General features: G+C 63.8%; 15 protein-coding genes. 6 read left to right on the top strand and 9 right to left on the bottom strand.

Features of this window, described 5'->3' with window-relative positions; all coding sequences use genetic code 11:
- The first annotated feature begins 47 nt into the window (after nt 1-47).
- Both FJ426_RS00665 and FJ426_RS00660 read left to right on the top strand, forming a co-directional pair.
- On the top strand, nt 48-482 hold the full coding sequence (locus FJ426_RS00665; RefSeq protein ID WP_140496589.1) for a hypothetical protein: 435 nt from the start codon (nt 48-50) through the stop codon (nt 480-482).
- Nucleotides 483-608: 126 nt separating this feature from the next.
- Entirely contained in the window at nt 609-1268 is a 660-nt protein-coding gene (locus tag FJ426_RS00660; protein ID WP_140513279.1) for a response regulator transcription factor, read from the top strand.
- A gap of 173 nt (nt 1269-1441) precedes the next feature.
- Here the strand turns inward: FJ426_RS00660 and FJ426_RS00655 are convergent, their stop codons facing one another.
- Complete coding sequence (locus FJ426_RS00655; protein ID WP_140560859.1) at nt 1442-4948, bottom strand: PAS domain-containing hybrid sensor histidine kinase/response regulator; 3507 nt, start codon at nt 4946-4948, stop codon at nt 1442-1444.
- 213 nt (nt 4949-5161) lie between these two features.
- Between FJ426_RS00655 and mscL the strand changes: the two genes are divergently transcribed.
- Nucleotides 5162-5584 carry a large conductance mechanosensitive channel protein MscL gene (gene mscL / locus FJ426_RS00650; protein ID WP_140496583.1) on the top strand — a complete coding sequence of 141 codons (423 nt, stop codon included), beginning with the start codon at nt 5162-5164 and terminating at the stop codon, nt 5582-5584.
- 110 nt (nt 5585-5694) lie between these two features.
- On the top strand, nt 5695-6861 hold the full coding sequence (locus tag FJ426_RS00645) for a pyridoxal phosphate-dependent aminotransferase (protein ID WP_140560858.1): 1167 nt from the start codon (nt 5695-5697) through the stop codon (nt 6859-6861).
- Between the two features lie 73 nt (nt 6862-6934).
- Here the strand turns inward: FJ426_RS00645 and hemA are convergent, their stop codons facing one another.
- On the bottom strand, nt 6935-8212 hold the full coding sequence (hemA, locus tag FJ426_RS00640; protein ID WP_140560857.1) for a 5-aminolevulinate synthase: 1278 nt from the start codon (nt 8210-8212) through the stop codon (nt 6935-6937).
- A gap of 276 nt (nt 8213-8488) precedes the next feature.
- Between hemA and galE the strand changes: the two genes are divergently transcribed.
- Both galE and FJ426_RS00630 read left to right on the top strand, forming a co-directional pair.
- On the top strand, nt 8489-9484 hold the full coding sequence (gene galE / locus FJ426_RS00635) for a UDP-glucose 4-epimerase GalE (RefSeq protein WP_140496575.1): 996 nt from the start codon (nt 8489-8491) through the stop codon (nt 9482-9484).
- Between the two features lie 106 nt (nt 9485-9590).
- The gene (locus tag FJ426_RS00630; RefSeq protein ID WP_140496573.1) at nt 9591-10841 is read left to right on the top strand and encodes a D-amino acid dehydrogenase; all 1251 of its coding nucleotides are present in this window, start codon (nt 9591-9593) and stop codon (nt 10839-10841) included.
- Nucleotides 10842-10857: 16 nt separating this feature from the next.
- On the opposite strand, the gene FJ426_RS00625 is transcribed toward FJ426_RS00630, so the two are convergent.
- The 7 genes from FJ426_RS00625 to FJ426_RS00595 form a co-directional block, all read right to left on the bottom strand.
- Nucleotides 10858-12234 carry an FGGY-family carbohydrate kinase gene (locus FJ426_RS00625; RefSeq protein WP_140560855.1) on the bottom strand — a complete coding sequence of 459 codons (1377 nt, stop codon included), beginning with the start codon at nt 12232-12234 and terminating at the stop codon, nt 10858-10860.
- The gene (rhaM, locus tag FJ426_RS00620; protein WP_140560854.1) at nt 12231-12548 is read right to left on the bottom strand and encodes an L-rhamnose mutarotase; all 318 of its coding nucleotides are present in this window, start codon (nt 12546-12548) and stop codon (nt 12231-12233) included. The genes FJ426_RS00625 and rhaM overlap by 4 nt, the downstream gene beginning before the upstream one ends.
- Nucleotides 12548-13543 carry an ABC transporter permease gene (locus tag FJ426_RS00615; protein WP_140560853.1) on the bottom strand — a complete coding sequence of 332 codons (996 nt, stop codon included), beginning with the start codon at nt 13541-13543 and terminating at the stop codon, nt 12548-12550. The genes rhaM and FJ426_RS00615 overlap by 1 nt, the downstream gene beginning before the upstream one ends.
- Nucleotides 13540-14517 carry an ABC transporter permease gene (locus tag FJ426_RS00610; RefSeq protein ID WP_140560852.1) on the bottom strand — a complete coding sequence of 326 codons (978 nt, stop codon included), beginning with the start codon at nt 14515-14517 and terminating at the stop codon, nt 13540-13542. Before FJ426_RS00610 ends, FJ426_RS00615 begins: the two co-directional genes overlap by 4 nt.
- Complete coding sequence (locus tag FJ426_RS00605) at nt 14514-16055, bottom strand: sugar ABC transporter ATP-binding protein (RefSeq protein ID WP_140560851.1); 1542 nt, start codon at nt 16053-16055, stop codon at nt 14514-14516. Before FJ426_RS00605 ends, FJ426_RS00610 begins: the two co-directional genes overlap by 4 nt.
- An 81-nt stretch (nt 16056-16136) precedes the next feature.
- Entirely contained in the window at nt 16137-17132 is a 996-nt protein-coding gene (gene rhaS / locus FJ426_RS00600; RefSeq protein WP_140496561.1) for a rhamnose ABC transporter substrate-binding protein, read from the bottom strand.
- A 56-nt stretch (nt 17133-17188) separates the two neighbouring features.
- Complete coding sequence (locus tag FJ426_RS00595; protein ID WP_140496559.1) at nt 17189-17992, bottom strand: DeoR/GlpR family DNA-binding transcription regulator; 804 nt, start codon at nt 17990-17992, stop codon at nt 17189-17191.
- Nucleotides 17993-18076: the final 84 nt, after the last annotated feature.

Genomic DNA, 18076 nt, shown 5'->3' with positions numbered 1-18076 from the left:
TCCGGCGCAAACATGCGATATCTCAGGCTTTGGCCATGGAGGACAACATGCGTCTGCAGCACATCTTGATCCCCGCCGCGCTCGTTTCGCTGGTCGCGGCGTCCGCCTTTTCCGAGGAGACCGACCGCTATCGTCTGGAGAAATCCGCCAACGGCTATGTCCGCATGGACACGCAGACAGGCGCGATGTCGATCTGCGAGGAGCGCTCCGGCCAACTCGTCTGCAAGATGGCGGCCGATGAACGCGCTGCCTTCCAGGACGAGGTCGATCGCCTGCAAACTTCGATGAAAGCCATGGACGAGCGCGTCACCAGGCTCGAGAATTCGCTCTCGGCCCGCCTCGAATCGACATTGCCGAGCGAGGAGGATTTCAACAAGACGATGAGCTACATGGAGCGTTTCCTGAAGGGCTTCATGGGCATCGTCAAGGATATGGACAAGGACAGCGGCGACGGCGCCAAACCCAACTCGCAGAAGACCTGAAGACAGGCCGTCTGGGGAAATCCGGTGCGCCGGCTTTGCTGCTTGAAAACAGCGCGAAGCGCCTCATAATCGTTGCATCAGGTCCCGAGAAAACAGAAGACCATCAAGGGATCCGGGGAGGGATATTTGCCATCAGGCTATTCTTTCGTCATCGCCGACGATCACCCGCTGTTTCGCGGTGCGTTGCGCGAAGCGCTTGCCGGCATCGGCAATGTCACCGCTATTCACGAAGCCGGCGATTTCGAAAGCGCCAAGGCGCTGGTCGTGGCCAACGAGGAGGTCGATCTGGTGCTGCTCGACCTGTCGATGCCGGGCGCGAGCGGCCTTTCCGGCCTGATCTCGTTGCGCGGCATCCATCCGGCGGCGCCGCTGGTGGTGGTCTCCGCCCATGACGACCCGGCGACCATCCGGCGCGCGCTCGACCTCGGCGCGTCCGGTTTCATCTCCAAATCGGCCAGCATGGAGGAAATCCGCGACGCCGTGCGATCGGTCCTTGCGGGCGATATCGCGGCACCGGCCGGCATCGATCTCGGTGTCGAGCGCGATCCCGAAATATCGGACCTGATCAAGCGCTTGCAGGCGCTCACGCCGCAGCAAACCCGCGTGCTCGGCATGCTGGCGGAAGGCCTTCTCAACAAGCAGATCGCCTATGAGCTCGGCGTCTCAGAGGCGACGATCAAGGCGCATGTCTCGGCGATATTGCAGAAGCTCGGCGTCGACAGCCGCACCCAGGCGGTGATCCTGCTGTCCAAGATCGGCAGCGATCCGCTGCAGCCGGTGAGCTGAGCGCCCGAACCTGGCGGATGGTTATGCGGATGTCGGCCCGGCGACCAGTTTTTCGGAAACGCCTCGCCCGTCGGCAGAGATAGAAGCCATGCCGATGCGATGGCCGACATGTTTTGCGCCTATCTCGAAGCCTGGGCGCCGTCGGCGGGGCCGAAATGAAGCAGATCTGACAGTTACTCCGCCGCCGGCGCCAGCGGCCTGACCCTGGCCATCATCGAGCGCAGCACGGCCGGTTTGAGCGGCTTGTTGATCACCGGGACGTCGAGCCCGGCCGCCGCCGTGCGTACCTCGTTGGAACGGTCGGCGGTGACCAGCACGGCGGGCAGGTCGTCGCCGTGGATCGCTCGCAGCCCGACGATGGCGTCGAGGCCGGTTTCGCCATCGAGATGATAGTCGGCAAGGACAATGTCCGGGCGGCGGATCGCGATATCCCGGTTCGTTGTGCCGGACACGGTCTCGACGGCGCAGCCCCAGCCTTCGAGCAGCAGCCGCATGCCTTCCAGGATGCGGGCGTCGTTGTCGATACACAGCACGCTCAGTCCGGCCAGCGAAGCCGCCGCGCGGGCCGGCGCCCTGGTTTCGACCTCGCGTTTCGGTTCCTGCACGGCCGCCACCGGCAGGATGACGGAAAAGCGCGTGCCCTTGCCCGGATTGGAGAAAATACGGATTTCAAGCCTCAGCACCCGCGCGATGCGATCGACGATCGAAAGGCCGAGGCCGAGGCCTTCGGCCTCGCGCGCGCCTTCGTCCAGCCGGGTGAATTCGCGAAACACCGTGTTCAGCTTGTCGCCGGCAATGCCGATGCCAGTGTCGATCACCTGGATTTCCGCCAGTTCGCCGCGCCGCCGCACGCCAACCAGGATGCGGCCGTGACGTGTGTATTTGATGGCGTTGGAAACGAGGTTCTGGATCAGGCGGCGCAACAGGTTGCGATCCGTCATCACTGTCAGCGACGAGGGCATGATCGTCAGCTTGAGTTGCTTTTCCGCGGCAAGCGGCCGGAAATCATTGCCGATCTGGCGCAGCAATGCGTCTAGGTTGAAGGCCGTGTCGTCCGGTTTCATGGCACCGGCATCGAGGCGGGAAATGTCGAGCACGGCGCCCAGAATGGTCTCGACCGATTCCAGCGAGGAGTCGATGTTGACCGCGGCCTTGCCGGCCGGGCCCCTGCCGGCCTTTTCGATCAACGACGAGCAGTAGAGCCTGGCGGCGTTGAGCGGTTGAAGGATGTCGTGGCCGGCCGCGGCGAGGAAGCGCGTCTTGCCCAGATTGGCCTCCTCGGCAAGCATCTGCGCCTGCGCCAGTTCCTCGTTGACCCGGGTCAACTCCTCGTTGACCCTGGTCAGTTCGATGGTGCGGGTCTTCACCCGCTGTTCCAGCGACTCGTTCGCCCGCTTCAGCGCCAGGTCCTGCTCGACGCGGCCGGAAATGTCGGCATAGGTGGCGACGATGCCGCCGTCCGGCATCGGGTTGGAGCGCAGCTCCAGGATCCGGCCGCTGGTCTTCAGTTCCATCTGCCAGGGGCTGACGAAGCTGGTCAGCCGGTTGAGCATCGTCACCCGCTGGTCGGTCGGGATATCGCCGCGCTCCGCCAGATGGCGCAGGATCTGGTCGAGCGAGACGCCGACCTGGCCCATGTCGTCGGGCAGGTCGAACAGCTCGCGGTACTGGCGGTTCCAGCAGATCAGCCGGAAATCCCGGTCGAAGACGGTGATGCCCTGTTCCATCTGGTCGAGCGCGATCTGCAACAGGTCGCGATTGTGTTGCAACGCTTCCGTGGCGTCGTCGAGCAGCCGGAAGGCATCCCTGGATTCGCGGTCGTGGCGGCGAAACAGCAGCGACAGGATCAGCCGCGCCGACGAAGAGCCGACGGCGCTGGCCAAAAGCTGCTCGGAAAAGCGGATGACGTCCATGCTGGCTTGCTCATTGCCATGCAGGATGACGTTGGTGGTCTTTTCGAAGGACTGGAACGACCGCTCGGTGCGCTGCACGCCGAGATAGCGCGCGATGGTGTCCTTCAGGTCGTTGACGGTGACGGCGGTACGGAAACGGCGCAGGCTGGGCATCGGCCCGGCTTCGCGCGGCACGAAGATCGACGCCTGGATGCGCTCCAGCGGCACCGCGGCGCGCGACAGCGAGCCCAGCACGAAAAACAGTGCGTTGATCGACAGGCTCCACAGCACGCCGTGGTTCAACGGCTCCGCAACGGTGCCGAACAGCGCCTGCGGCCGCAGCGCTTCGAAGCCGAACAGACCATGCACCAATATGCCGGTTTCGGGCGCGACGAGCGATGGCAACAGCAGCGTGTAGCCCCAGATCAGGATGCCGGCGACCATGCCGAGGGCCGCGCCCCTGCCATTGGCGCCGCGCCAGATCAGCCCGCCGATCAGCGCCGGCGCGAATTGCGCGATCGCCGCGAACGACATCAGGCCGATCGACGACAGCCGCGCGCTGTCGGTGCTCTCGCGGTAGTAGAGGAAGGCGATGAAAAGCATGATGAAGATCGATGCCCGCCGCACGTTGAGGATGAGCGTAGACCAGTCCTCGTTTTCGGAAGACGTCGTCCTCAGCAGCCGCCGCACGAACAGCGGGATGATGAGGTCGTTGGAGATCATGATCGACAGCGCCACGCTCTCGACGATGACCATGGCGGTAGCCGCCGACAGGCCGCCGATGAAGGCAGCCATGGCCAGGAAATCGTGACCGCCGAACAAGGGCAGCGACAGCACATATAGGTCGCTGCTCGTCTTCGTGCCGACCAGCGACAGTCCGGCGAAGGCGATCGGCAGCACGAACAGGTTGATCGCCACCAGATAGAGCGGAAACACCCATGTCGCGGTGCGCAGTTCCGCCTCGCTGCGGTTCTCGACGATGGTGACGTAGAACTGCCGGGGCAGAAGGATGATAGCGAAGCCACTCAGGCAGGTCAGCACCAGCCAGGTGGCGAGTGACGTCGAATAGCCCATCGCCTGCCGCACCTGGCCGTTTTCGGCCAGCTTGCCGAACATGTCGCCGGGCCCGCCGAAGATCAGGAAAGTGACCATCAGGCCGATCGCCAGGAAGGCGGCAAGCTTGACCACGGTTTCGACCGCCACCGCCAGCACCAGCCCGTCCTGGTGCTCGGTGGCGTCGGCGTGGCGCGTGCCGAACAGCACCGCGAACAGCGCCAGCAGCATGGCGACCACCAGCGAGATGTCGCTGACGAAAGGATCGAACGAGGGCGGCGAGCCGGTGTAATGCTCGACCATCAGGCTGACGGAACCGGAGATCGCCTTCAGCTGCAGCGCGATGTAGGGCACCGCGCCGATGGTCGCGATCAGCGTGGCGATGGCGGCCACGGTGAAGCTCTTGCCATAGCGCGCGCCGAGGAAGTCGGCGATCGAGGTGATCTTCTCGGTCTTGGCCAGCCGCACGAGACGGTTGAGCAAGGGAAAACCGAACACGAACACCAGCACCGGGCCGGTGTAGATGCCGAGGAACTCCAGGCCGCGCTCGGAAGACAGGCCGACAGAACCGAAAAACGTCCAGGAGGTGCAATAGATGGCCAGGCTGAGCGCGTAGATGAACGGACGTGCGCGACCGGGCCCGGAGCTGGCCGAGCGGCGGTCGCCAAGGCTGGCGATGGCGAATAGAAGCGTCACATAAGCGATCGCGATGACAACGATGAACAAGCCCTGCACGGCTCGCGCTTCCTCCCTGGCCGGCTCGACGCCCGCTCACCGCACGCAACCACAGCTTGGAAGCTGAGTCCATCGGCGCATGGACGTCTGATGATGCGGGTAAAAACAAACCGGTGCCTTGGCCCTTTTTCCGGTTTTGCAACCGGAGGTTTTTGCTATTGTGGGCTTGGCCGGCGCTGGAGAATGCGGCCGATCATGGCAAGGAGGGTCGAAATGCTGAAAGAATTCCAGGAATTCATTTCCAAGGGCAATGTGATGGACCTGGCCGTCGGCGTCATCATCGGCGCTGCTTTCGGCAGGATCGTCGATTCCCTTGTCAACGACATCATCATGCCGATCGTGGGCGCGATTTTCGGTGGGTTGGACTTCAACAACTACTTCTTCGGACTGTCCTCGAACGTCCACTCGGGCACGCTGGCGGAGGCAAAGAAAGAGGGCGCCGTCTTCGCCTATGGCAGCTTCATCACCGTCGTGCTGAACTTTCTCATCCTCGCATTCATCATCTTCTTGATGGTCAAGGCGGTGAACAACCTGCGCAGGCGCCTGGAGGCCGAAAAGCCCGCGCCTGCCGCCGCGCCGCCGCCTGCCGATGTGCAGCTTCTGACCGAAATCCGCGATCTGCTCGCCAGGAGATAAAGACATCAGGTTTTTCTGGACCAAAACCCCGGTCGTTCACGGCCGGGGTTTTTTGCTTTCGCCCGTAGTAGAACAGCCGGCATGCTATCCCTGTTCGAACGGACCTGCCCATGACCCTGATCCAGAACCTGCGCCCCGAGGCCCTGGCTGCGCCTGAAAGCGGTATCGTCGCCGTCGTCAACTATGGCAGGCTGCGCGACGGCTTGATCCCGCTCTGGGCCGGCGAGGGCGATCTGCCGACGCCGTCCTTCATCACCGATGCCGCGTCGAAGGCGCTGGCCGGTGGCGAGACGTTCTACACCTGGCAGAGGGGCATCCCCGATCTCAGGCAGGCGCTTGCCCGCTATTACCAGAGGCATTTCGGCAAACACTTCGCCGAGGACGAATTCATCGTCACCGGCTCGGGCATGCATGCGATCCAGCTTGCGCTCGACGCGCTCGCCGGTGCCGGCGACGAGGTGATCTATCTGTCGCCCGCCTGGCCGAATTTCGACGCCGCCGCCGCCATCGCCGGTGCAGTGCCGGTGCCGGTCACGCTCGATCAATCCGGCAATGGCTGGTCGTGCGACGTCGAGAAGATCGCGGCCGCCATCACGCCCAGGACCAGGGCGCTGTTCGTCAACACGCCGTCCAATCCGACCGGCTGGACCGCCGACCATGAGACTTTGCGCGCCATTCTCGATCTCGCCCGGGCAAATGGCCTTTGGATCATCGCCGACGAGATCTATTCGCTGTTCCACTATGGCCAAGGCCGCGCGCCGTCCTTCCTCGACATCGCGACCGCAGAGGACCGCATCCTGTTCGTGAACAGCTTCTCCAAGAACTGGGCGATGACCGGCTGGCGCGTCGGCTGGATCAAGACCCATCCGAGCTTGCAGCAGGTGTTCGAGAACCTGATCCAGTATTCGAATTCAGGTGTCGCCCAGTTCATGCAGCGCGGCGCGGTCGCGGCGCTCGATGAAGGCGATGTCTTCGTCGCCGGACAGGTGGAGAGGGCAAGAAAGGCGCGCGATCTGGTCTGCGGCATTCTCGGCGCCACCGACCGCGCCCGGTTCACTGTGCCGCAAGGTGCTTTCTATCTGTTCTTCAGGGTGGACGGCATCACCGATTCGCGCAGCGCCGCCTTCGAGATCGTCGACAAGGCCAATGTCGGCCTGGCGCCGGGCACGGCCTTCGGCCCGGGCGGCGAAGCCTTCCTCAGGCTGTGCTTCCACCGCCGCCTCGACCAGCTCGAGGAGGCGGCGCACCGGCTGGCGAAGTGGATGACGGCTGTTTGAGAGGTTGACGAAGCCCGAATTGAAAGTCGCTCCGGCGCGCCAGACGGCCGCCGGAGTGGAGTTTCAAACGGCTTCAGCCGCCTGACTTGGGCACCAGCAGGGGAATGATCCGGTCGGTCTTGGCCACGGAAGGTCGTCCTGCTGAACCATAGGAAATGCCGAGCGCGTCCCAGGTCTCGACCAGGGCGTCCTGCAGCTCGGCGATCAGCGCATCCGAATGGAACGGCGTCGGCGTGATGCGCAGCCGCTCCGTGCCGCGCGGCACGGTCGGATAGTTGATCGGCTGGATGTAGATGCCGTGCACGCCGAGCAGCCGGTCGCTTGCCATCTTGCAAAGCTCGGGGTCGCCAACCAGCACTGGCACGATGTGGGTCGCCGATTCCATCACCGGGAGGCCGGCGGCGGAGAGGATCTGCTTGGTCCGCGTCGCCTGCTGCTGCTGGGCGTCACGCTCGGCCTGCGAGCGCTTGAGATGACGGATCGAGGTAGTGGCAGCGGCGGCGATGGCCGGCGGCAGCGCGGTGGTGAAGATGAAGCCCGGCGCATAGGAGCGCACGGCGTCGATGACAGCGCTCCTGCCGGTGATGTAGCCGCCCAGCGTGCCGAAAGCCTTGGCGAGCGTGCCCTCGATGATGTCGATGCGGTCGGCGAGGCCTTCCCGCTCGGTGATGCCGCCGCCGCGCGGACCATACATGCCCACGGCGTGGACCTCGTCGATATAGGTCATGGCGTTATAGCGCTCGGCGAGGTCGACGATCTCTCTGATCGGCGCGATATCGCCATCCATCGAATAGACGCTCTCGAACACGATCAGCTTGGCGCGTTCGCGGCCCGCCGCCTGCAGCAGGCTTTCCAGGTGCGCGACATCGTTGTGGCGAAAAATCTTCTTTTCCGCGCCCGAGCGCCGCACGCCTTCGATCATCGAGGCATGGTTCAACTCGTCCGAGATGATCAGGCAGTTGGGCAAAAGCCGCGCGATGGTCGAGATCGAGGCCTCGTTGGAGACAAAACCGGAGGTGAAGACCAGCGCGGCTTCCTTGTCGTGCAGGTCGGCGAGCTCATGCTCGAGTTCGACCAGCGGATTGCTGGTGCCGGAGATGTTGCGGGTGCCGCCGGCGCCCGAACCCATCCGGCCCGCCGCGTTCTGAAACGCTGCGATGACATCCGGGTGCTGGCCCATGCCGAGATAGTCGTTGGAGCACCAGACGGTGATTTCCTCTGCGCGGCCGTTGGCGCGCCAGATGGCACGCGGAAATTTGCCCGCTATGCGCTCGAGGTCGGCAAAGACGCGGTAGCGTCGTTCCGCATGGAGCTGGTCGATCGCGTCCTCGAAGAACCGCTGATAATTCATGTCGGCTTCCCAGTTTTGCGCTGGATCATAATCATTGCCCGATTGGCCGTCCACCGGCCCGTTTTGGTCAAAATGCCACGCCCCGCACCTGTTCCTAACGAGGGGCGGATCATGGCCTATTTCCTGGCGATAACGGCCTGTAGGGCGCTTTTGTTTCGACATGATGCCATATGCCGGCCAAGTCGGTTACGCAGGGTTTTATTGGTCATGGGGCGGGCTTTCCAGTAGAGCGGTATTGAGACAGTTTCCGATAGATCTTGAATGCGAGGACGCGGAATGACGGTTTTGGTGACGGGCGGCGCCGGTTATATCGGCAGCCATATGGTCTGGGAATTGCTGGATGCGGGCGAAAGCGTGGTCGTTCTCGACCGGCTTTCGACCGGTTTCGAATGGGCGGTGGCACCGGAGGCAAAGCTGGTCGTCGGCGATGTCGCCGACAAGGAATTGGTCGGCTCCATCATCCGCGACAACAATGTCGATGCGATCATCCATTTTGCCGGCTCGATCGTCGTTCCCGAATCCGTCGCCGATCCGCTCGGCTACTACGAGAACAACACCTGCAAGACGCGCACGCTGATCGAAACGGCGGTGCGCGAGGGCGTGCCGAACTTCATCTTCTCCTCGACAGCCGCCGTCTATGGCGGCGCTGGGCTGGAACCGGTGCGCGAGGATGCCCGCCTGGCGCCGGAATCGCCCTACGGCCTCTCCAAGCTGATGAGCGAATGGATGCTGCGCGATGCGGCGATCGCGCATGGCCTGCGCTATACGGCGCTGCGCTATTTCAACGTCGCGGGCGCCGATCCCAGGGGGCGCACCGGCCAGTCGACGCCGGGCGCCACGCATCTGATCAAGGTCGCTTGCGAGACGGCGCTCGGCAAGCGGCCGTTCATGCAGGTGTACGGCACCGATTATCCGACGCCCGACGGCACCTGCATGCGCGATTATATCCATGTCAGCGACCTGGCCGCGGCGCATCGCCTGGCCCTTGAGCGGCTGCGCGCCGGGGGCGCGAGCCTCGTCGCCAATTGCGGCTACAGCCACGGCTACTCGGTGCTGGAGGTGATCGAGAGCGTGCGCCGCGCCTTCGGCCATGATTTCGAGGTCAGGACGGGCGAGCGCCGCCCCGGTGACGCCGCCGCGGTGGTTGCCAATTCCGATCTCGCCCGGACGGAACTCGGCTGGACGCCGCAACGCGACGATCTCGACCAGATCGTTGCAGATGCGCTCGCCTGGGAGCGTATCCTGACGGGGAAGAATTCCGCACGCGGTTGAGCGGGTTTTCCCAAGGGCTCGCAAGCCGCTCCGCGAAGCGCTATGGAAGCGTTCGCGGAGGGTGCGGAAGCGCGCTGCCCGGTTCGACCTTTTTTGGGGGGACGACATGAAGATAACGGTGCTCGGGGCCGGCGTCGTCGGCACGGCGGCCGCCTACTATCTGGCGAGCGACGGCCATGAGGTCACCGTCATCGAGCGTCATCCGGCGCCGGCGCGGGGCACCAGCCAGTCGAATGCCGGACTGGTGTCGCCGGGCGATGCCACCGCCTGGGCTTCCCCGGCGGCGCTGAAGACCTTCCTGCGCGGGCTCTACAACCACGATCTCGGCATCAAGGTGCGACTGCGCTTCGATCCCTATTTTCTCGCCTGGAGCCTGCGCTTCCTGCGCCAGTGCACGGTGGCGCGCCTGCGCGCCAACACCGACATCAAGCTGCGGCTCGCGCTCTATTCGCGCGACTGCATCAATGCGCTGTCGGAGGCGACCGGCATCCACTATGACGAGCGCAAGAAGGGCATCCTCTACTTCTTCCGCTCGCAGAAGAGTCTCGACACCGGGACCGACAATTATCGCTATCTTGCCGAGCATGGCTTGCCGATCGAGATCGTCGGGCGCGACCGGCTGGTCGAACTGGAGCCGGGGCTTGCCGGGGTGAAGGACAAGATAGCCGGCGGGGTTTATTCGCCCACTGACCAGACTGGCGATTCCAAACTGTTTGTCGACAGGCTCGCCGCCTATGCGACCGAGAGGCTTGGCGCCGAGTTCCGGTTCGGCACCACGGTCGAAGGTTTCGATATCGAAGGCGACAGGGTGCGGGCCGTCATCACCTCGTCAGGCCCGGTGGCCGGCGATGCGGTTGTCATCGCAATGGGCCCGGAAAGCGGCCTACTCGGCCGCCGCTACGGCATCGACCTGCCGGTTTATCCGGTGAAAGGCTATACCGCGACGATCCCCCTGGAGGACGAAAGCAAGGGGCCGACTATGGGTGGCGCCGACGAGGACCGGCTGATCGGCTATTCCAGGCTGGGCAACCGCTTGCGGATGTCCTCGACGGCCGAGTTCACCGGCTTTGACCGAAGCTTCAAGCCCGCTGACTTCAACACCATCATCAGCACCGGCAAGGATCTTTTCCCTGGCGCCTTCGACGAGAAGAAGGCCATGTTCTGGGCGGGCCTGCGGCCGATGATGCCCAATTCCGTGCCGGTCATCGGCCGGGCCCGCTACAAAAATCTCTATCTCGACACCGGCCACGGCCATGTCGGATGGACCATGGCCTGCGGCTCGGGCAAATTCCTCGCCGATCTCGTCGCCGGCCGAAAGCCCGAAATCGATCCACAGGGGCTGGTCTATGAAGATTAGGCAAGCGGATCCGTAGTTAGCCCCGCCCTTCGACCGCCGCACGCCAGGTGCTTGCATAATCCGTCAAGGCGGGGTCGACCGGCGGTTCTTGTCTCAAGCCCTTGCCATGCGCCTCAGCCTTGTCCGATGCCAGCAACGCGGCACCGATGCTGGTGCCGGTCGCGGCTTCGGAGGCGACGACGCTTCTGGCGGTCGCCGCCGCCAGCATGCCGACAAAGAGCCGGTTGCGGGCGAAAGGGCCTTCGACAATGGTCGGGCCGTCGGCGCCGATCAGATCGAGGCAGGTCGCCGTCATCAGCGCCAGATAGAAAGAGATGGCGGCAAAGCGCTGGCCGCTGTTCATGCCGTCAGCGTTGAGCCACGCCGCCGCATGATGCGGGAACGGTCCCGACCCCTGTTGTGTCGATGGCAGCAGCAGCGTCCTTTTTGCCAGCACGGCCCCGACATCGTCTTCGGTCCAGTTCTCCGGCTGATCATCCGTCAGCACGGAAAATTCGCGGCCGCCCATGAAGCGCGCCGATGGCACGGGATCGCCCAGCGCGTTGACGTTGACCAGCGTATCACGCGCCGGGTCGAGCGCCACCGATCTGCCGCTGACCGACATCGACACCACCCAGGTGCCGGTCGAGACGACGCTGAAAGGCGGCGCGTCGGCGAGAAGATGCGGCAACAGCGAGGCGTTGGAATCGTGCAGGCCGCAGAACACAGGCGTCCGCGGATCGAGCCCCGTTCGCTCGGCAAGCGCCGGCAGGAGCGGGCCGAGCCGGTCCCTTGCCGGCCGCACCGGCGCCATCAACGCGCGCCAACCGAGGCGGTCGATCATCGCCGAGAAATCCGCTTTCCACGGGTTCCACAGATCGGTGTGGCAGCCGAGCGAGGTCACCTCGTTGGCGGCGATGCCGGTCAGCCGCAGCGCCCAATATTGCGGATACATCAACATCGCCGTTGTCCTGGCGAATTCCGCCGGAAAGCGCTTCTGCTGCCAGAAGAATTGCGCGCCGAGATTGAGGCCGAGCGGCAGCCGCGGCGTGCCGGTTTCAGCGAAGGGCGGACGGATCGCGTCATACTCGGCCGCGAGTTCCTCGGGGCCGTCGAATTCGTAGTCGAGCACGGGCAACACCAGCTCGCCGGAGGCCTCAACCAGAGCGCCCGTCGCGCCATGGGTAGTGATCGAAACGGCGTCGATGGTCTGTTCGCGGTTGAGATCGGCAAGACTGTCGAGGATGAAGGCCCACAGCGCCTCGACGTCGTGATGCGGGTAGCGGGCTTGCCGCACCGGCGCGTTAGCCACTCGGCGCAGCGCGACCTCGCGCAGCGTGGCGAGGTCGACCAGCGCCACCTTGGCGTTGGTCTTGCCGATGTCGATGACGGCGATGTGGCGCGGGGCACTCATGCCATGTGGAACATGGTTTCCAGGGGCACGGCCACCGGCTCATTGTCAGGCTTGGTCGCCATGAGGTCGGCCATGTCTGCCCACCAGCGCTGCATCACCGGATGCTTCGGCAGGTCGGCCATGCCATGGTCGTCCCGCCGCCACAGCACGCCGAACAGGATGTTGGTCTCCTCGTCGAGATGGATGGAATAGTCGGAAACCCCGGCCTGCTTCAACAGCGCGACCAGCGATGGCCATATCTCGTCGTGACGCTTCTTGTATTCCGCCTTCATGCCGGGCTTGAGCATCATCTTGAACGCGTATTTTTCGGCCATCAGCGTCCCCCGCGCAGCCGCCGCCAGACGATCGGCAGCGCGATGACGATGATCAGGAGCAGGCCGATGAAGATCGACATGACGATGCCGGGCACGTTGAGCAGGCCGAGCCCGAAGGTCACCAGCCCCATGATGAAGGCGGCGAGCACGACGCCGACAATGCTGCCTGCGCCGCCAAGGATGCTGACGCCGCCAAGCACCACCATGGTGATGACTTCCAGCTCATAGCCCTGCGCGATCGAGGGACGGGTCGAACCGAGCCGGGAGGTGATCAGCACAGAGGCGATGCCGGACATCAGCCCGGTCAGGCAGAACAGGATGAACTTGATGCGGCCCACTCGCACGCCGGAAAACTGTGCCGCGACCGGATTGTTGCCGATGGCGAAGACGCGGCGGCCGAAACTCGTGCGGTGCAGCGCGAACCAGTAGATGACGGCGGCGATGAGGAAGAGCACCAGCTCGAACGACAGCACCCACCAGACATAACCCTGGCCGAAGAAGGCGAAGCTCTCGGGATAACCCTTGTAGGCCTGGTCGCCGAGGATGATGAAGGCGATGCCGCGAAACAGGCTCATCGTGCCGATGGTGACGACGATGGACGGCAAGCCAAGGCATGTCACCAGCAGGCCGTTGAACGCGCCGCAGCCGAGCCCGACGACGATGCCGATCGCCACCAGCACTGGCGTGCCGGCGCCGGCCTGCACCGCCATGCCCATCATGGTCGAGGCCAGCGCGATGATGGCGGCGACCGACAGGTCGATCTCGCCCGAAATGATCAGCAGCGCCATGGCGAAGGCGATCAGGCCCTTCTCGGTGAAGTTGAAGGTCAGGTCCGACAGCGAATAGGGGTCGAGGAAATAGGGCGAGGCGAAGCTGTTTATGGCGAAGATGGCGAGCGCCACCACAACCAGCAGCGCTTCCCAGGAAAAGATCGCCGAACGAAACGGCTTGTCGAGCCGGTCCGGAATATGGCGCGGGGCAGGGACGTCGGTCATGCCGCCTCCATTTTTCTCAGGATGATGCGGCCCTGCTGGCGTTCGCCGCGCGCGTTGAGCACGACGGCGAGGATGATGGCGCTGCCCGAAATAGCCATCTGCCAGAAGGGCGAGATGTTGATGACCGGCAGCGCGTTGGAGATGATGCCCAGGAACAGCGCCCCCAACACCGCGCCCCCGACCGAACCGATGCCGCCGGCAATCGAGATGCCGCCGATGACGCAGGCGGCGATGATGTTGAGCTCATAGCCGTTGGCGACCTCGACCGAGGCGATCACGTAACGTGAGATCCAGAGATAGCCGGCGAGCCCGCCGATCATGCCGGAGATGCAGAAGACGATGAATTTCGTCCGCCCGACATCGATGCCGGCATAGACCGACGCCGTCGGATTGACGCCGATGGCATAGATCGAGCGGCCGAGCGCGGTGCGCGTCATCAGGATGAAGAACAGCGCGATGACCAGAATGGCGATCCAGGACAGCACCGGAATGCCGAGGAAGGCCGCGCGTTGGAAGCCGATGAACTCGGGGCTCATCTTGTCGGCATTGACCCAGGCGCCGCCGGACAGGACGAAGGTGGCACCGCGATAGATGGTCAGCGTGCCCAATGTCACCACGATCGAGGGGATGTTCAGCCGCCACACCAGAAGGCCGTTGATGGCGCCGAGCACCAGGCCGACGACCAGGGCAATGACGATCAGCAGCGGGATCGGGATCGCCGGGTGAGCGGCGTTCAGCATCGCCACCACCATGCCGGTGAAACAGAGGTTCGACGCCATCGACAGGTCGATCGAACGGGTCAGGATGACCACCATCTGCCCGAGCGCCAGGATCATCAGGATCGAGGTGTCGTTGAACACCTGGCGCAAATTGCCGGGGTCGGCGAAGGCGGGAAAACGCGTCGAGATCAGCCCGATCAGCACGAGAATGGCCGCCAGCAACCAGATTTCGCGATATTTCAGCAAAGCCTTCATGCCGCAATCCCCGCCGCCGTCCGGACCAGCGTCTCGGCGTCCAGTCCGTTGTTGTCGTAGACGGCCGCGACAAGGCCCTCGCGCATGACGACGACGCGGTCGGACATGCCGAGGATTTCGGGCAGCTCCGACGACACCATGATAACCGACAGGCCTTGCGCCACCAGCTCGGCCATGAAGCCGTGCACGGCGGCCTTGGAGCCGATGTCGATGCCCTTGGTCGGCTCGTCCAGGATGATGACCTTGGGCGTGGTCGCCAGCCATTTGGCAATGACGATCTTCTGCTGGTTGCCGCCCGACAGCGTGCCGACATCCTGGCTGAGCGAGGAGGCCCTGAGGTCGAGCCGCTCGGTGTAGGAGCGGGCGAGCGAAAATTCCTCCGCCAGCCGCAGCACGCCGGATTTGGAGGTGCGTGCCAGCGACGGGAGAGAAACATTCTGGAAGATGGGCAGGCCGATCACCACGCCTTGCTTGCCGCGTTCCTCCGGCACGTAGACGATGCCGGCCTCGATCGAATCCGCCGCCGATTTCGGCACGATCGACTTGCCGTCCAGCGTGATCGTGCCGCCGGAGGTGCGAGTGATCCCTGAAATCGCCTGCATCACCTCGCTGCGGCCGGCGCCCACAAGACCGTAGAAGCCGAGAATCTCGCCCTTGTGCAGTTCGAAACCGATGTCGTTGAATTCGGTGGGGTGCGACAGGCCGGAGACCGACAGCACCTGCGCGCCGATCTCGGCCTTGCGCTGTGGAAAGATGTGATCGACCGCACGGCCCACCATCATGCGCACGATCTGGCTCTGGGCGGCATCCTTGATCAGCCCTTCGCCGACCATCTCGCCGTCGCGGAACACGGTGTAGCGGTCGGCGATGCGGTAGATCTCGTCGAACTTGTGGCTGATGAACAGGATCGCCTTGCCTTCGCTCTTGAGGAACTCGATCAGCAAAAAGAGCTCTTCGATCTCCTTCATCGAAAGGGCGGCCGTCGGTTCGTCCATGATGACGATCCGCGCGTCGATCGACATGGCCCGCGCCACGGCAACGAGATGCTTGTTGGCAATGCCGAGGTCCTTCAGCCTTGCATCGGCGTCGATATGGCGGGCATGCATGGTGTCGAGCACTTCGCGCGCATTTCTGCGCATGGTGCGCCAGTCGATGGTGCCAAAGCGGGTGCGCGGCGCATGGCCGAGAAAGATGTTTTCGGCGACAGTCAGATCGTCGAACAGCACGGTTTCCTGATGGATGGCGGTAACGCCGTGGCCGAAGGCGGCGTGCGCGCTGGGCAGGGTGACGTCCTGCCCGTCTATGCTGATCGTGCCCGCGTCGGGCTGGTAGATGCCGGTCATGATCTTGACCAGCGTCGACTTGCCGGCGCCGTTCTCGCCGATCAGCGCCGTCACTTGGCCCGGATAGAGCGAGAGGCTGACATTGTGCAGCGCGCGCACGCCGGGAAAGCTCTTCGAGATGCCGGACAGCGTCAGGCGCGGCGTGGAGGCCAGGGGCCCGTCCTTCACCGTGCCGTGTTGGGCTGTCGTGTCCATGGTCGTATCAAGCCCTGAAACAAGGTGCGTTTGAAGTTGCGGCGGGGCGTGAACCCCGCCGCGTCAGCTTGAAGCTCCGGATCAGTAGATCTTGGAGAACTTCTCGATGTTGGTCTTGTCGAACTGGAAGGGCGGAGCCATCGCAGCCGAATTGGTGTCGTCGAGCGTGACCTTGCCGACGCGGCCGATCGACAGCGTCGCACCGGGCTTGGCCTCTTCCTTCTTCACCGCCAGATCGTGGGCGAGGTAGACGGCGGAGTAACCGAGATCGATCGGGTTCCAAAGAGCCACGGCCTGTGAAGCGCCGTTGTCGATGAACTTCTTGAACTCCGACGGCAGCGCGAGGCCGGTGACGTTGACCTTGCCGATCAGCTTCTCATCGGTGACGACCTGGGCAGCGGCGACGACGCCGACGGTGGTCGGCGCGATGATCGCCTTCAGGTTCGGATAGGACTTCAAGAGGCCCTTGGCTTCGTCGGTGCTCTTGGCCGAATCGTCGTCGCCATAGACGGTGGCGACGAGCTTGATCTTCGGGAATTTCTCCGGCAGCACCTTCTTGGCCGCGTCGATCCAGGCATTCTGGTTGGTCGCGGTCGAGGAGGCCGACAGGATGGCGACGTCGCCGCCCTCCGGCAAATAGTCGGCGGCGAGCTTGATGATGGTCTCGCCGATCAGGCCGGTGTCGGACGGGTTCAGGTGAAGCTGGCGGCCTTCCTTGGCGACGCCCGAATCCCAGGAGATGACGGTGATGCCGCGCTCCATGGCCTTCTTCAGCACCGGCACCAGCGCGTCGGCGTCATTGGCCGAGATGGCGATAGCGTTGACCTTTTGCGCGATCAGTGAATTGACCACCTCGATTTGCGCTTCGGCGGTCGCCTTGGTCGGGCCGGTGTAGATGATGTCGACATCGCCCAGTTCCTTGGCCGCCTCTTCGGCGCCCTTGTTGGCGGCGTCGAAGAAGCCGTTGCCGAGCGATTTCACCACCAGCGCGATCTTGACGTTCTCGGCATAGGCGGCATTCACGACCATGGCGGCGGAAAAGGCCGCCGTAACCATCAGTTTCTTCAGAAAGCTCATCGAATATTCCTCCCTTGAGCGTTGCATTCCATCGCCGCTGCGGGCGTGAGGGTGTCTCAGGCTTGCAGCGAAGATTCTTCCTTTGCCGACTTGCGGGCGACGATCAGCGTTACCCCCGCTGTTTCGAGCATCTTTGCCTCGCGGTCCTCGATGCCGTCGTCGGTGATGACGGTGGCGATGCGCGACAGGCCGCACAGGATCAGGCTGGAGCGTTTGCGGAATTTCGAGGAATCGACCAGCACCACCAGCTCGTCGGCCTGGTCGATCAACTTCTGCTCCGCCTGGATCAACAGCGGATCGCCTTCCATCAGGCCGAGCGGCCCGAGCCCCTGGGCGCCCATGAACATGCGGCGCGCGTAGAAATTGCGCGTCACGTCATTGTCGAAGGGCGACAGGATGATGTTCTGCTCGCGGTAGATGGTGCCGCCGGACAGCATCACCGTGTTCTTGGAGTGCTTGAGCAGGCTTTCGGCGATCGGGAAGGAATTGGTGAAGATCGGCATGCGGCGGCCGGTCAGGAAATGCACCATCTGGAAGGTGGTGGTGCCGCCGTTGATGATGATCGGCTCGCCGTCCTTGCAGAGCTCCACCGCTTCCCGCGCTATCGCCCGCTTCTGCGCGGCGTTGAGCGTCTCGTTGACGGAAAAAGGCCGGCCGGCAAGGCCGATGAACTGTGGCGGCGTGATCGCCTCGGCGCCGCCGCGCACCCGGCGCAGTCGCTTTTGCACGTGCAGGGCCGCGATATCGCGCCGGATCGTCGCCTCGGACGACTCCGTCAGGTCGACCATTTCCTGCACCGTCACCACAGGCTTTTCCTGGACGGCGGACAGAATGATCCTGTGGCGCTCTTTTTCGTGCATGGTTCCTCCCTGCATGGCCATCTGGCATTAGAAATCGCGCAGTGTCAATCATTTCCGATCATATAATTTCATTGTGCAGTGCAA

This window comes from Mesorhizobium sp. B2-6-4 (assembly GCF_006441495.1).
In the GTDB taxonomy this organism is placed as follows: Bacteria; Pseudomonadota; Alphaproteobacteria; order Rhizobiales; family Rhizobiaceae; genus Mesorhizobium.
This window is presented reverse-complemented; position numbering and strand designations above follow the sequence as displayed.

Excerpts from the sequence above, each read along its gene's own strand:
- rhaM (WP_140560854.1), bottom strand. The coding sequence starts at position 12,548 with ATGGCCGAAAAATACGCGTTCAAGATGATGCTCAAGCCCGGCATGAAG.
- galE (WP_140496575.1), top strand. The coding sequence starts at position 8,489 with ATGACGGTTTTGGTGACGGGCGGCGCCGGTTATATCGGCAGCCATATG.
- FJ426_RS00645 (WP_140560858.1), top strand. The coding sequence starts at position 5,695 with ATGACCCTGATCCAGAACCTGCGCCCCGAGGCCCTGGCTGCGCCTGAA.
- hemA (WP_140560857.1), bottom strand. The coding sequence starts at position 8,212 with ATGAATTATCAGCGGTTCTTCGAGGACGCGATCGACCAGCTCCATGCG.
- FJ426_RS00665 (WP_140496589.1), top strand. The coding sequence starts at position 48 with ATGCGTCTGCAGCACATCTTGATCCCCGCCGCGCTCGTTTCGCTGGTC.
- mscL (WP_140496583.1), top strand. The coding sequence starts at position 5,162 with ATGCTGAAAGAATTCCAGGAATTCATTTCCAAGGGCAATGTGATGGAC.
- FJ426_RS00615 (WP_140560853.1), bottom strand. The coding sequence starts at position 13,543 with ATGACCGACGTCCCTGCCCCGCGCCATATTCCGGACCGGCTCGACAAG.
- FJ426_RS00610 (WP_140560852.1), bottom strand. The coding sequence starts at position 14,517 with ATGAAGGCTTTGCTGAAATATCGCGAAATCTGGTTGCTGGCGGCCATT.
- FJ426_RS00605 (WP_140560851.1), bottom strand. The coding sequence starts at position 16,055 with ATGGACACGACAGCCCAACACGGCACGGTGAAGGACGGGCCCCTGGCC.
- rhaS (WP_140496561.1), bottom strand. The coding sequence starts at position 17,132 with ATGAGCTTTCTGAAGAAACTGATGGTTACGGCGGCCTTTTCCGCCGCC.
- FJ426_RS00625 (WP_140560855.1), bottom strand. The coding sequence starts at position 12,234 with ATGAGTGCCCCGCGCCACATCGCCGTCATCGACATCGGCAAGACCAAC.
- FJ426_RS00595 (WP_140496559.1), bottom strand. The coding sequence starts at position 17,992 with ATGCACGAAAAAGAGCGCCACAGGATCATTCTGTCCGCCGTCCAGGAA.
- FJ426_RS00630 (WP_140496573.1), top strand. The coding sequence starts at position 9,591 with ATGAAGATAACGGTGCTCGGGGCCGGCGTCGTCGGCACGGCGGCCGCC.